The organism is Marinobacter sp. LV10R520-4 (genome assembly GCF_002563815.1).
GTDB lineage: Bacteria > Pseudomonadota > Gammaproteobacteria > Pseudomonadales > Oleiphilaceae > Marinobacter.
This window is the reverse complement of record NZ_PDJM01000001.1, coordinates 2,779,202-2,792,747: the sequence shown is the minus strand read 5'-3', so window position 1 is coordinate 2,792,747 and position 13,546 is coordinate 2,779,202. Positions and strand designations below refer to the sequence as shown.

Here is a 13,546-nt window from a genome sequence, read left to right as displayed (position 1 = left end):
AAGCAGCCAGTGATTACCCATTTCCAGGTCAATTTGGTAGCGATGAAACTTCCCACCAACCCGCCCCAATCTCCACCAACCGCCAGCGCCGACAGCCGGCCGCCGCAGGGCAGCGCTAACGCGCCTGCCCCAGCCCCGCTTACATCGACCGCGCTAAGCGCCCAGCGGGTACTGGACCAATTGCAGATGGGCCGTAACGAAAATCTGCTGGCACGGGTTACCGAGGTCATTCAACGCCGGGATGGTGGCGCCGAGCTGCTGTTGGACATCCGCGGCAAACCGCTTCAAGTTCAGGCCAGTATTGGCGAAACCAAACTTCAGGCCGGCGACTGGATAAAAGTGCTGCGTGCAGGCAACGAATTGCAGCTGATGGGCAAACTGGCAGCTGCCCCGGAAGTCAGCCTGGCACAGGCGCTGGTGCAACGCCTGCCTTGGCAGCAAAGCCTGGACAGCGGGCTGGCACGACTGATGGCAGGCTTACAGCAAGGTGTGAAAGCCGACACACCACTCGGCCAACTGCCCTCGCAGGCTGTCTCGGGCGCCGCCGCGCAGCCTCTGCCACAAGCCGCGCGCCAGGCTCTGGAACAATTATTTGCGCGTTTACCCGCCAGCAACCAGCTTGCGCCAGGGGCCGGCCAGCAGACCGCGGCGGTGCAACAGGTACAGCAATGGCTGAGCGAAAGTGGGCTGTTTGCAGAGGCGCGACTGGCAGCAACACCGTCGGCAACCCTACCCGATCTGAAACTGGCCATTGGCCGGGTAATCACCGCGCTTCTGGCACAGCAGGGCCACGGGCCAGAGCAGTTCAACCGGCTAACACCGCTGGCAAGCCCAGCGCTGATTCAGGCGCCGTTACAGTTCCCCGGCGCGTTCGCCATGGCTCAGGCAAGCACCGGTAGCAGCGCTAGAGAAGAACCGCCCAACGTGGGGCAATTGCTGCGAATTCTGGCCGGTATGCTCAACCGCATAACCGTAAACCAGCTGCACACTCAGGTGTTGAACGCTCGCGGTAGCACAGATGCCGGCGCGCCCACTAACACCCTGTTGCTGGAACTGCCCTGGATGAACCCGCAGCAGCAACCCAAGCTGGCGCAGCTGCGGATTGAGCAGCATCCGGGCAAAGACGGCCGCGGGCCATCACGAACGAGCGTTGGCGAGTGGCGCCTGGTGCTGGCGATGGATCTGGACCAGGCCGGCCCGTTGCAATTCGAAGTGAGCCTGCGCCAACAGGCGGTGAGCGCTCTGGTGTGGGCAGAGAAACTGGCCACCCTGCGCCAGGTGCACCAACAACTGCCGCTGCTGCGCAGCAGCCTGACGGAGCTGGGGCTCGAAGTGGCGGATCTGGAGTGTCGCCAGGGCAACCCGGGTCCGGTAGCGACAAAGCTGCAACATCGACTGGTGGATACCAAAGCATGAGCAAAAATAACGAGCCGCAACAGGCATCAGCGGCCGTCGCGTTAAAATACGACGGTGAGCGGGCCCCCACCATCAGCGCTGTTGGCAATCACGAACTTGCGGATGAGATTATCCGCATTGCCCGTGAACACGGGGTGCCCTTATACGAAAACGCCGAGCTGGCCAGCACCCTGGCGCGGCTGTCCCTGAATGAGGAAATTCCCGAACAGCTGTACCAGCTGGTGGCAGAAATTCTGGCCTTCGCCTTTCACATACGGGGTCTGACACCGGAAGACGCCGGTCAATAACGCCAGAAACCGGGGGTCAGGCTGCCTGGCGTTTCTTCAGGGCAGACACCAGTTCTGCCTCGGGCCGGGAAATGCCGCAGGTGTTCATCAGGTCGTCGATATCGGCGCCAAGATCAACCAGCCGTGCGGCTTCGTCGTAAGACACCCGCAACGGATCGTTCTGGCGCATTTCTTCGATGGTGGTTCGCAGTTCGTGCAGTTGGCGCTCGCAGGCTACCAAGCGCTGGCCAACCCCCATTCCGGTGCTGGCAGTGGCGTGCAGTTCGCGGCCAAGAATGTCACATCGGCTTTTTAGCGCCGCCTGCAACCCCCGCAACTGCCGCCCTTGCAAGACAATTTGAGCCACCAGCAAAGACAGAGCTGTAGCGACCAGAATCCAGGGCACCCATTGGGGAATCTCGGCAAATACATCAGCAAACATAGCAACGTCTCCTTGGTGTGCGTCAGGGCGTCGATCTGCGTTCACTGCCGGCCCAAGACCCTTACAGCGTCGAGATATCCGCCCATTCGTGATCTGTCAGCATCTTGTCGAACTCGACCAGAATGATCAGTTCGCCATTTTTGTTACACACGCCCTGAATAAAGCGGGCACTTTCTTCGCTGCCCACATTGGGCGCGGTTTCAATTTCACTGGACTTGAGGTAAACCACCTCGGCCACCGAATCTACCAGAATACCCATCACCTGATCGGCAGACTCCATCACCACAATACGGCTTGAGTCGGTGATGTCGGCATCGTTCAAGCCAAAACGCCGACGGGTATCAATCACCGTTACCACGTTGCCGCGCAGGTTAATGATGCCCAGAACGTAGTCCGGTGAACCCGGTACCGGTGCAATCTCGCTGTAACGCAGCACTTCCTGAATCTGCATTACGTTGATGCCGTAAGTTTCATCATCCAGACGAAAGGTCACATACTGCAGTACCTGGTCATCCTTGGTCTGATTTTGCTGTCCGCTTGGGGCTGCCATTGTGTTAAATCTCCATATGCGGCTGCCGTGCAGGCAGCCTGACCGTCAAAAAATCATCATTAGCGCCCCTATACGCTATTTAAGGGGCATGAATCGTGCCAGCACTAAACTTTGTTAGCACTGAACACTCGCCGGGCCTGTTCAGCTTAAATCCAGGTGCTGTTCGCGCTCGGCACGAACCAGCAGATGCGCCATGCTCTGAACGTCTAGCAGCGCGCACATCTGCTCAATCACTGTGCCTGCCAGCCATGGCCGCTTGCTACGCGACGTGCGCCAGCGCACCTGCTGAGGGCTCAAAGTAAAGGATTGAGCTACATTATCACAAGCCAGTCCCCAGTTACTGTTGTTAAGGTGTATCACAAACCGATAATTAGCGCGTGCGTTTGCCGGCGCCCGACCCGCCATAATCCACTCGGCACTGTCGACCACCCGCAGGTTTTTGTCCCGGGCCGGGCGAATGCCCATATACCAGGACGGACTTCCGGGCATCGGCATTATGTCGTCTTCAATGCGGTGAATGGCGCCTAGCAACACCAAGGGTACCGCCAGCTGCAAGCCTGCCACGGTAAAAATCAGACATTCAAATGGCTTTTCGGCCCACTCCGGCCTTGCCTGCGGCTCAGCAATCACCGGTTCTGGCTTAACCGGCAGCGGCCGTGGCGTTATTACCACCGTCGGTCTGGCAACAACGACTTGCGCCTGCGTATCCTGCTGAAGCGCCTGGTCGGTGGCGGTATGCAGCAGGTCGTCCAGATAACTGGCGATGGCGGCTTGCGGATCCGCCAGCTGTGTCATTTTTTTGTCAGCCACCAGACGGCTCCCGCCAGGTACCGGTTTGCGCCATTAAATCGTCAAGCAGGCGGCGATAAGCGCGCACTCCATGGGTGTTGGTGTCTACCGCTGAGGGCACCAACCCAGCCTGGCTGGCATCCCGGAACTTTGTGTCTACCGGTATGGCAAAACGCCAAAGCTGATGCGGATAGGTATCACGCAGCATATTCAGGCTTTTATTCGAGGCTTGGGTTCGGCGGTCAAACAGAGTGGGCACAATGGTATAGCTCAGGGGATTTTTCTGCGAACGGCTAATCATGTGCAGGGTGTGCAACATGCGCTCAAGACCCTTAATGGCCAAAAACTCGGTTTGCACCGGAATAATCAAATGGCTTGCCGCCGCTAGGCCGTTAACCATCAGCATGCCCAATGTTGGGGTGTTATCCACCAGCACATAGTCAAAATCATCCCACAGCTGCGCCAGCGCGCGGGAAACCACCAGACCCATGCCTTCAGCACCGATCATCCGCCTTTCCAGGGTTGCCAGGGCAGTGCTGGCCGGCAGTAACGTAAGATTAGGCACGCCGGTGTCGGTAATCAGCTGTGAAGGCAGGCCTTCGGGTACTTTTCCCTGGTGCTGAAACAGATCAAACAGGCTGTGCTTGAGGCGGTCTGGGTCATAACCAAACCAGCTGGTGAGCGAACCGTGCGGATCCATATCCAGCATCAGCACACGCTTACCACGGCTTACCAACAGGTCGCCCAAGGCAACCACGGTGGTGGTTTTACCCACCCCGCCTTTCTGATTAGCCACTGCCCAAATTCGCACGTTTGATTCTCCTGCCTGCCCCCGGCATTTCACACGGCAATACATTGCCGTTGTGTTGTGGTTCGCTACTGAAAAAGCGCTGTTCACTCTTCTTTAAAAGAAAGACTACAGAAATCGTGCCAGGTTCATCGTATAGCACCGCGAATGTTGGCATCGCGGGAAATCAGCAGCACCACGCGGCGATTACGGCGACGGCCTTCGTCGGTATCGTTGCGCGCCACCGGCTGATGTTCGCCATACCCCACCGCCGCCAGCCGCGCCGGGTCGATACCCTCCATCACCAGCATGCGCACCAAAACCGACGCGCGGGCAGCCGACAGCTCCCAATTTGACGGAAAGCGACCACTGCGAATGGGCAAGTTATCGGTAAAACCTTCAATGCGAATGGCGTTGTCGGTGTCGCGCAGCACGCCCGCAATTTTTTCCATCACTGCGAAGGAGTCGTAATGGGGTTCAGCGTCGCCGCTGCCAAACAACAGGCTGTTGGGCAAATTCAGCTGCAACCACTCATCATCTGTGTTCAGAGATATCACGCCCGTCTCAATCAGTTCACTAAACTCCAACCCGAGCTGGCCGGCCAGCTCCTGAAGCCCACGCGACCGGCCGGCGCTGTCCGGCGCTGACGAACTGACAGGTGCCTCGGTAACCACAGGCGCGATGACGGCATCGCTTTCAGTGCGCCCACCAACAACCTGCTGTTCGCCAACGGTAATTGGCACAACCGAGCGCTCCGGGGCGTTGAAAACACCGGTCAAAGTATTCGACAGCACCTTGTATTTGCCTTCGTTAACCGAAGACACCGAATACATCACCACAAAAAACGCGAACAGCAAGGTAATGAAGTCGGCGTAGGAAATGAGCCAACGCTCTTTGTTGTGAAAATCGTCTTGGGGCGGTTTGCGGCGTCGCATAAGCCATTAACACTCGCTACCAGGGAAGAAATCCACGCAAGCGGATTTCAATGGATTTCGGGTTTTCACCTTCAGCGATGGCAATAAGGCCTTCGATTATCATGTCTTCGTAGCGGGTGCGCTCGCGCACCAGCCCGCGCAGTTTATTGGCCACCGGGAAAAACAGCAGGTTAGCCAACGCCACCCCGTAGATGGTGGCAACAAAAGCGGTGGCTATGCCACTGCCCAGTGACTGCGGGTCTTCCAGGTTGGTCATTACCTGAATCAGCCCCATCACCGCACCAATAATGCCGATGGTGGGCGAATAGCCACCCATGGCTTCAAACACCCGCGCCGAATCCAGATCCCGCTGCTCCCGGGTGTCCAGCTCTACTTCCATGATGCTGCGAATGGTGTTGCTTTCGGCGCCGTCGACCAACAGCAGCAAGCCTTTTTGCACAAACCGCTCCGGCTCGCTTTCTGCTAGCCCCTCAAGCCCCAGAAGGCCTTTTTTGCGGGCGATAACGCTCCAGTTCACAACTTTATCAAGGCCGTCTTCCAGGCTGACAAACGGCGGCACAAACACCCAGCGGGACTGGCTGAACGCATGTTTCAGAACCGGCCAGGAGGTTTGCAGTATGGTGGCCGCCAGGGTACCGCCAATAACAATCAGCGCCGCCGGCGCGTTGAACAGGGAAGCCAGTGCACCGCCTTCAAGCAGATTGCCCCCCAAAATCGCGACAAACGCCAGGATAACGCCAAGAAGGCTAAGCACATCCATCAGCTGACTCCATCTTTAAGCCGCTGGCAAACGTCGTTCAGCGCCAGGATTTCGTCACTCAATCCGGCTTTGGCCACCGCCATGGGCATGCCGTAAATCACCGAGCTTTTTTCATCCTGCGACCACACAATCGAGCCGCTCTGTTTCATCATGCGGCAGCCTTCCCGGCCATCTGCGCCCATGCCCGTTAAAACAATGCCCAAGGTTTTACCGGGAAAGCTGCGCGCCAGCGAACCAAAGGTGACATCCACCGAAGGTTTATAATTGAGCCGGTCATCGCCGGGTAATATGCGTATCCGACTTTGGCCACCGCGGTTTTCCACCATCATCTGTTTGCCGCCGGGTGCCAGCAAAGCCAGGCCGGGGCGCAACAGATCGCCGTCTTCTGCCTGGCGCACCTGTATTTGGCAAGACCGGTTCAGGCGCTCGGCAAAAGCTTGGGTGAAACTGGCGGGCATGTGCTGCACCAGAATCAGCGGCGCGGGAAAGCTGGCGGGTAGGCCGATGAGTACATTTTGCAGAGCCACCGGGCCACCGGTCGAGGTGCCGATCGCCACCACTGTGTAGTGCCTGGGTGGCGTACGCCGCTGATAGCGCTCCGGGCTTGCAACCGCTGCTGCGGCGGGGCGATCAACTAATGGGCGCCGCTGTAGCGTTGGAGCCACTGCGCGATCAGCCGCAGTTTCAATGGTTGACACGTGTGGCCCACGAGCGCGAATACTCGCAGCGCTGCCAGGACGGCTACGGGCGATACTAACAACACGTTCCACCAGAATTTTTTGTAATTGACTGCTGTTACCGGCAATTTCCTCGAAATTCTTGGGTAGGAAATCCACGGCTCCAGCTTCCAGCGCATCCAGGGTTATCCGCGCACCTTCATAAGTAAGCGACGAAAACATCAGCACCGGTATCGGATGTTTGCGCAGTATTTCCCGCACGGCCGTAATCCCGTCCATGACCGGCATTTCGTAATCCATGGTAATCACGTCAGGACGCAGTTTTTCCGCTTGCTCTACGGCTTCGCGGCCGTTGCTGGCGGTACCAACCACGGTAATCTGGCCAGACGCGCCAAGAATTTCACTCAGGCGTTTGCGAAAGAAACTGGAATCATCAACAATCAGCACAGAAACCGTCATTTACTTCTCCGGGCGATGCCAGCCATCCGCCAGGCCGGCGGCATTCCGACGATTAAGCGTCGGCTAATCAACAACAAATCGGTGTTAGCTGTAATGCTGCAGCAAACTGGGCACATCGATAATCAGCGCGATCCGGCCATCGCCGGTAATGGTGGCGCCAGCCATACCCGGCGTACCCAGAAGCCCGCGGCCAAGAGGTTTAATCACCACTTCTTCCTGGCCTACCAGCTGGTCAACCACGAACCCGACCTGGCGGGTACCCATAGACACAATCACCACGTGGCCGTTTTCCGGCTCAACGTTTCCAGCACCGCCACGAATGAGCCAACGCTTGATGTGGAACAGGGGAAATACCTTGTCGCGTACAACAACACACTCGCGGCCATCTACCACGTTGGTCTTGCTCAAATTAAGGTGGAAAATTTCCACCACGTTAACCAACGGCAGTGCGAACGACTGATCAGCAAGCATAATCATCAGCGTAGGCATGATGGCCAGGGTCAGTGGCACTTTGATCACAATGCTTGAGCCTTCGCCCAGCTTTGACACCACGCTAAGCTGGCCGTTGAGCTGGCTGATTTTGGTTTTCACCACGTCCATACCCACACCACGGCCAGACACATCGGAAATCTGGTCTTTGGTGGAAAAGCCGGCGGCAAATATCAGGTTGTAGCATTCCTGATCGGTCAGCCGGTCTGCGCCATCCTGGTCATACATGCCCTTTTCGACTGCTTTGCGGCGCAACACCTCGGCGTTCATGCCGGCGCCGTCGTCGGTGATCAACAGCAGGATGTGATCACCCTCTTGCTCGGCCGAAAGGGTAATGGTGCCGGTTCTGGGCTTGCCGGCCCGCTCCCGCTCTTCCGGGCTTTCAATTCCGTGGTCCACCGAGTTGCGCACCAGGTGCACCAACGGATCTGACAGTGCTTCCACCAGATTCTTGTCAAGATCGGTGTCTTCGCCGTGCATCACCAGATTGATTTCTTTTTTCAGGCTGCGGGCAAGGTCACGTACCACCCGCGGGAAACGGCCAAACACTTTCTTGATGGGCTGCATGCGGGTTTGCATAACGGCAGCCTGCAGGTCAGTGGTGACCACATCCAGATTGGCCACTGCTTTGTGCATCTGTTCGTCTTCGCTTTGGTCACTCAGGCGTTGCAGGCGGTTTCGCACCAGCACCAGCTCGCCCACCATATTCATAATGTCGTCCAGGCGCTTGGTGTCTACCCGCACGCTGGTTTCTGGAGCGGCCGGGGCCGCATCGCGGGGCGGCGCTTTGGCGGGTGCCGGCTCGGCTGAAGCTTTGGCCGCTGCTGAAACCTTGGCCGCTTCCGGTTTTTTAACAGACGCTGGCGCTGCGGACGCAGCCGCAGCGGCCGCTGTCGGACGGCCACCCTTGCCATGAAGCTGGTCCAGCAGTGCTTCGAATTCGTCGTCAGAGATATTGGCTGGCTGGGCACTGCTGGCCTCAGCAGCAGTTTCTTTGGCGGCTGCCGGGGCGCCGGCGAACTTACCTTTACCGTGAAGCTGGTCTAGTAGTGCTTCGAATTCGTCGTCGTTGATGTCGCCATTGCCGCTTGCAACCGGGCTGTCCGCACTGGTTTCGCTGGCAGCCGCTGGTGCTGGTTCGTCGCCGTTCAGGGCGTCGAGCAGCTGCTCGAATTCGTCATCGGTAATGTCACCCTGGTCGGCGCTGGTCGGTGCTGTGTCGGGCACAGCTGAATGGACAGCAACCTCGCCTTCGGGCAAAGCCAGCTGATCCAGCCGATCAATCAGTTCCTGCGGCGCCGGTGTGAGCGCTTCGCTCTGGCGCACCTCTTCGAACATGGCATTCACGTTGTCCAGAGTTTCCAGCACGACGTCCATCAGTTCAGAGGTTACTTTGCGCTTGTGATTGCGCAGGGTATCGAATACGTTTTCCGCCGAGTGACAGCAGTTCACCAGGGCATCCAACTGCAAAAAACCAGCGCCGCCTTTGACCGTGTGAAAACCACGGAAGATGGCATTCAGCAAATTGCTGTCGTCAGGATTCTGCTCCAGATCCACCAGCTGCTCAGACAACAGTTCAAGAATCTCACCGGCTTCAACCAGAAAGTCCTGCAGGATTTCTTCATCGCCATCAAACGACATGTTTGTTCCTCATTGCTCAGAAACCAAGACTGGACAACAGGTCATCCACGTCATCCTGACCCGACAACACATCTTTGCGTTGTTCAGGCTGCATTTGCGGACCCACACCCTGTTCAGCCGAGGGCTGTTTGTCCTCAATCTGGTGCACTGTACCGGTCAACTGGTCTACGTGGCCTGCCATCACCACCAGGCTCACCAGGTTGTCTTCCACTTCACGCACCAGGGTGACCACATTTTGAATAACCTGGCCTGTCAGGTCTTGATAATCCTGAGCCAACAAAATTTCTGAGAGGTTACCGTACAGCTTGCCGGCGTCGGTGTTCAACGCCGCCAAAAACTGGTCCATGCGAGCGTGCAACTCGCGGAATTCGGTCGGTGCCATATCCCGCCGCCGAAGGCGCTGCCACTGCTGGTGCAGATCTTGGGCTTCGTCTTGAAAATGACGGGCGACCGGCATGCTTTCTTCTACCAGATCCATGGTGCGATTCGCCGCCTGACCCGTCATTTTCACCACGTATTCCAGACGATCGGAGGCGTCGGTCATTTTTGACAGAGCTTCTTGCTGTTCGGGGTTGCGCGGATCAATCTGAAAATTACGCATGGCTTCATGCAGGCTGCGGGTTAGCCGCCCTACTTCGTGGTACAAGCCCTGATCTCGCACTTCTGCAAGCTCGCTGATCATCGCCATAGCGCGGGAATAATCGCCCGCGCGCACGCTCTCAACCAGCTGTTCAGACTGTTGCTTTAATTTTTCCGTCAGCTCTGGTTCCAGGGCATGGCGCTCGCCTGTTGAATTGCTCATGGTTTGTATCCACTCTCCGGTTACTGAATTCGCTCAAAGATTTTTTCGATTTTTTCTTTGAGAACGGCGGCAGTGAACGGCTTTATAATGTAGCCGTTCACACCGGCCTGCGCTGCAGCGACAATCTGGTCGCGCTTGGCTTCGGCCGTCACCATCAGGATCGGCAGGGTTTTCAGCTGATCGTCGGCGCGAACAATCTTGAGCAGGTCAAAACCGGACATGCCGGGCATGTTCCAGTCGGTCACCAGGAAGTCGTACTTGCCGGTTTTCAGCATCGGCATTGCCGTATTGCCATCGTCGGCTTCGTCGGTGTTGGTGAAGCCCAAGTCACGCAGCAGGTTTTTGATAATGCGCCGCATCGTGGAAAAGTCGTCCACAATGAGAATTTTCATATTTTTGTCCAAGAGGACCTCCAATCGGTGGAATCTAGTCGAATCTCGTTGCATCACTGCCTGCAACTCGCGGGTTGCAGGCGCTAGAATTATGTAGGGTCCGTTTTCCAGTCGGCTAACCGGCTACGTAAGCGCAAGGCAGCCTGGCTGTGAATCTGGCTGACCCGGCTTTCGCTGACGTCCAGCACAGCACCGATTTCCCTCAGGTTCAACTCTTCCTGGTAATACAGGCTCAGCACCAGTTTTTCACGTTCTGGCAGGGTTTCAATGGCCGCCGCCAAACTGTTACGAAACGCCGACTCTGACACCCCGTGCAGCGGATTATCATCCGTCTCTGAATGTTCTATCGGCAGCTCGCCGGATTCATTGAGCTCATCCAGACTAAAAAGCCGGCCGCTGTTGGAATCAGCCAGGGAACTGTGATATTCCGAAAGCGTCATATCCAGCTCGGCAGCCACTTCGGCATCCTGGGCTTCGCGGCCCTCGCGGTCCTCTACAGCCTTGATAGCTTTGGAAATGCGCCGGGAATTTCTATGCACCGAACGCGGCACCCAGTCGCCTTTGCGGATTTCGTCCACCATGGCACCACGGATTCGAATACCTGCGTAGGTTTCAAAGGTCGCACCTTTGCCCGTGGCGTAGCGCTGCGACGCCTCAAGCAAGCCAATCATGCCAGCCTGCATCAGATCTTCCAGCTGAACGCTGGCGGGCAATCGCGCCAGCAGGTGGAGGGCAATTTTCTTGACCAGGGACGCGTGCTCTTCAATCAGCCGGGACGCGCCTGAAACACCCGACCGTTTGTAGACTCCGAGATCTTTCGCCAATGTCATAAATCCGCTTTTTGTACGGGATGTGTTTTAAACTTCGACCAGCCGCTCTATAAAGAATTCGAGATGGCCCCGCGGCGATGATGGCAGCGGCCAACTGTCCACTTTTTCAGCCAAAGCCCTAATAGCCAACGAGGCCTTTGCTTGCGGGTAAGCTTCCAACACCGCTTTCTGGCGCCGCACCGCTTTTTTAACGGCCTCGTCGAAAGGCACTATACCTACATATTGTAACGCCACATCCAGGAAACGTTCTGTAACCCGGGTCAGTTTTTCATACAAAAGCCGGCCTTCTTGTTCGGTGTTTACCTGATTGGCCAGAATCCGGAAGCGGTTGGTGCGGTAATCGCGGTTCATCAGCTTTATTAAGGCGTAGGCGTCGGTAATCGACGTAGGCTCGTCGCACACCACCAACAGCAGCTCCTGGGATGCCCGCAAAAAGCTGACCACCGATTCGGAGATGCCTGCGGCCGTATCCACAATCAGTACGTCGATCTGGTCGGCAATGTCACTGAAGGCGTGAATCAGCCCGGCGTGCTCCATGGCACTGAGCTGGGTCATGCGCTGGGTACCTGATGAGGCTGGCACAATCTTGATGCCGCCGGGGCCATCTACCAACACGTCACGCAAATCGCAGTCGCCATTGAGTACGTCTTGCAGATTGCGTTTGACTTTCAAGCCTAGCAGCACATCGATATTGGCAAGCCCCAGGTCGGCGTCTAACAGCACCACTCGACGGCCCTTTTGTGCCAGAGCAATGCTCAGGTTGACCGACACATTACTTTTGCCAACGCCACCTTTACCGCCAGTGACCGCAATTACCTGAACCGGATGTGCTTTACTCATATTGATGATGGCCTCTTGCCATGTTTGACCGGGAACGGACGTTGCCGCTGCCCACTGTTCTGTACCGCCCGCTTGCTTTGCTGCTTTTACAATCGGCGTGTTCAAGACCCGCTGGCAACGGCTTCCTCCTGCCGCAAACCCTTCATACGTTCTACACCGAGTTGCACCAGAGCAAGCGCTTTCGCCGGGTGCAAGTCTTGGGGTATTTTCTGGCCGTCGGTGTACCAAGCCACCGGCAGACTGGTTTCCATAACAAATCCCAGCACTTCGCCCAGAGTCAAAGCCTCATCGATCTTGGTAATCACACAACCGGCAAGGTTTGCCATCTTATAGCAATGCCATACGGATTTCATAATCCGCGGCTGGCTGGTGGCAGACACCACCAAATGTGTACGGATTTTGTGATGACTGCGGACCAGCTCGGCTAATTGCTCCTGATAGCCCCGATCGGTGCTGGTCAGCCCGGCGGTATCAATCAACACCAGGCGACGGTCAGACAACTCATCCAGAATTTCATCCAGCGGGTGGCTTTCATCAACCACCCGTACCGGAACGCTAAGAATACGGCCAAACACAAACAATTGTTCGTGCGCCGCAACCCGATAACGATCGGTGGTAATCAACGCTAGGGAGTCGGCGCCGTGGCGCAGCACGTAGCGAGCCGCAAGTTTGCCGATGGTAGTGGTTTTACCCGCTCCGGTAGGTCCCACAAGGGCAAATACGCCGCCTTCATCCAGCCATTCCTGGCGCGAGGTACGCACGCCGTTAACCAGCATTTTGAGAGACTGCTTCCAGCCATCTTCCAGGCGCCCGGACTGGTGACGGCGGGCGAGATTGTCGGACAACTTGCGGCTTAAGCCAAACTCACCCAGGCGTTCTGCCAAGCGCTGCTGAAGAGCTGTAATATTGGCGCCGGCACTGGTGTCTTTTACCGCGGCAGGCGCAGCCTGACCGCTCATCAGCTCGCGCAGACTGCTTATTTCAGAACGCATGGCCGCCAGTTCCCCGGCATAACCCGCAGGCTGAGCGCTTTGCGCTGCGGCGTTTTCACTACGCCCGTCAGCGCCGGCCGGCAAGGTTCTGCCGCCCTCTGCAAACGGATCTGCGCTGGTCATATCGGCAAAGCCATTAACAGTTTCAGCAATGGAGCCGTAACCGGCCTCGCTTCCGGCGCGCTGCTCGCGCACACCGCGGATGCGATCACGGGAGCGGCCAAGCTCGTCTTCCAGGTGGCGCTGCTGGTCTGCCTGCAGCTCGGCCAGATGGGTGCCGCTGGTGGCTGCCATCGCTTTGTCACCTAAGCGTTGGCGCGCCATGTTTTCGTCGTAATCGAGGGCCGTCACAATTTCAACGCCGCCGTCTACCCGGCGGTTGGAAAGTATCATCGCATCCGGCCCCATGTGTTCGCTGACCTGTTTCAGGGCTGCGGCCATTGTGGGTGCAAAAAAACGTTTTACTTTCATACTTGTTC

15 protein-coding genes are annotated in these 13,546 nt (G+C 57.2%); 2 read left to right on the top strand and 13 right to left on the bottom strand.

Translation table 11 applies throughout. From position 1 onward, the window contains the following. Positions 1–42: 42 nt before the first annotated feature. Both ATG98_RS13670 and ATG98_RS13665 read left to right on the top strand, forming a co-directional pair. Positions 43–1,416: a flagellar hook-length control protein FliK gene (locus ATG98_RS13670; RefSeq protein WP_228706140.1), complete on the top strand. Its 1,374-nt coding sequence runs from the start codon at positions 43–45 to the stop codon at positions 1,414–1,416. Beyond that, positions 1,413–1,703, top strand: a complete 291-nt coding sequence (locus tag ATG98_RS13665) for an EscU/YscU/HrcU family type III secretion system export apparatus switch protein (RefSeq protein ID WP_098417742.1) — start codon at positions 1,413–1,415, stop codon at positions 1,701–1,703. Before ATG98_RS13670 ends, ATG98_RS13665 begins: the two co-directional genes overlap by 4 nt. 16 nt (positions 1,704–1,719) lie before the next feature. Here ATG98_RS13665 and ATG98_RS13660 read toward each other — a convergent pair whose 3' ends face one another. The 13 genes from ATG98_RS13660 to flhF form a co-directional block, all read right to left on the bottom strand. Beyond that, positions 1,720–2,124, bottom strand: coding sequence for a DUF2802 domain-containing protein (locus ATG98_RS13660; protein WP_098417741.1), 405 nt, complete (start codon positions 2,122–2,124; stop codon positions 1,720–1,722). A gap of 61 nt (positions 2,125–2,185) precedes the next feature. Beyond that, a complete protein-coding gene (locus ATG98_RS13655) occupies positions 2,186–2,674 on the bottom strand; it encodes a chemotaxis protein CheW (RefSeq protein ID WP_098417740.1) in 489 nt (162 codons plus the stop codon). Positions 2,675–2,815: 141 nt separating this feature from the next. Further along, entirely contained in the window at positions 2,816–3,484 is a 669-nt protein-coding gene (locus ATG98_RS13650; protein ID WP_098417739.1) for a chemotaxis protein CheW, read from the bottom strand. Continuing rightward, the gene (locus ATG98_RS13645; RefSeq protein ID WP_098417738.1) at positions 3,477–4,274 is read right to left on the bottom strand and encodes a ParA family protein; all 798 of its coding nucleotides are present in this window, start codon (positions 4,272–4,274) and stop codon (positions 3,477–3,479) included. Before ATG98_RS13645 ends, ATG98_RS13650 begins: the two co-directional genes overlap by 8 nt. A 125-nt stretch (positions 4,275–4,399) precedes the next feature. Continuing rightward, complete coding sequence (gene motD, locus ATG98_RS13640) at positions 4,400–5,185, bottom strand: flagellar motor protein MotD (RefSeq protein ID WP_098423465.1); 786 nt, start codon at positions 5,183–5,185, stop codon at positions 4,400–4,402. A gap of 16 nt (positions 5,186–5,201) precedes the next feature. Next, positions 5,202–5,945: a flagellar motor protein gene (locus ATG98_RS13635; protein WP_098423463.1), complete on the bottom strand. Its 744-nt coding sequence runs from the start codon at positions 5,943–5,945 to the stop codon at positions 5,202–5,204. After that, entirely contained in the window at positions 5,945–7,081 is a 1,137-nt protein-coding gene (locus ATG98_RS13630; RefSeq protein ID WP_098423461.1) for a protein-glutamate methylesterase/protein-glutamine glutaminase, read from the bottom strand. Before ATG98_RS13630 ends, ATG98_RS13635 begins: the two co-directional genes overlap by 1 nt. Before the next feature lie 84 nt (positions 7,082–7,165). Then, positions 7,166–9,211 (bottom strand): chemotaxis protein CheA, encoded by a 2,046-nt coding sequence (locus ATG98_RS13625; RefSeq protein WP_098423459.1) that lies wholly within the window; start codon positions 9,209–9,211, stop codon positions 7,166–7,168. Between the two features lie 16 nt (positions 9,212–9,227). After that, positions 9,228–10,013: a protein phosphatase CheZ gene (locus ATG98_RS13620; RefSeq protein ID WP_098423457.1), complete on the bottom strand. Its 786-nt coding sequence runs from the start codon at positions 10,011–10,013 to the stop codon at positions 9,228–9,230. A gap of 20 nt (positions 10,014–10,033) precedes the next feature. Further along, a complete protein-coding gene (cheY, locus tag ATG98_RS13615) occupies positions 10,034–10,417 on the bottom strand; it encodes a chemotaxis response regulator CheY (RefSeq protein WP_098423455.1) in 384 nt (127 codons plus the stop codon). Between the two features lie 77 nt (positions 10,418–10,494). Beyond that, positions 10,495–11,235 (bottom strand): RNA polymerase sigma factor FliA, encoded by a 741-nt coding sequence (locus ATG98_RS13610; RefSeq protein ID WP_098423453.1) that lies wholly within the window; start codon positions 11,233–11,235, stop codon positions 10,495–10,497. Between the two features lie 27 nt (positions 11,236–11,262). After that, on the bottom strand, positions 11,263–12,075 hold the full coding sequence (locus tag ATG98_RS13605) for a MinD/ParA family protein (RefSeq protein WP_098421858.1): 813 nt from the start codon (positions 12,073–12,075) through the stop codon (positions 11,263–11,265). A 101-nt stretch (positions 12,076–12,176) separates the two neighbouring features. Then, entirely contained in the window at positions 12,177–13,538 is a 1,362-nt protein-coding gene (gene flhF, locus ATG98_RS13600; protein WP_098421584.1) for a flagellar biosynthesis protein FlhF, read from the bottom strand. Positions 13,539–13,546 lie beyond the last annotated feature (8 nt).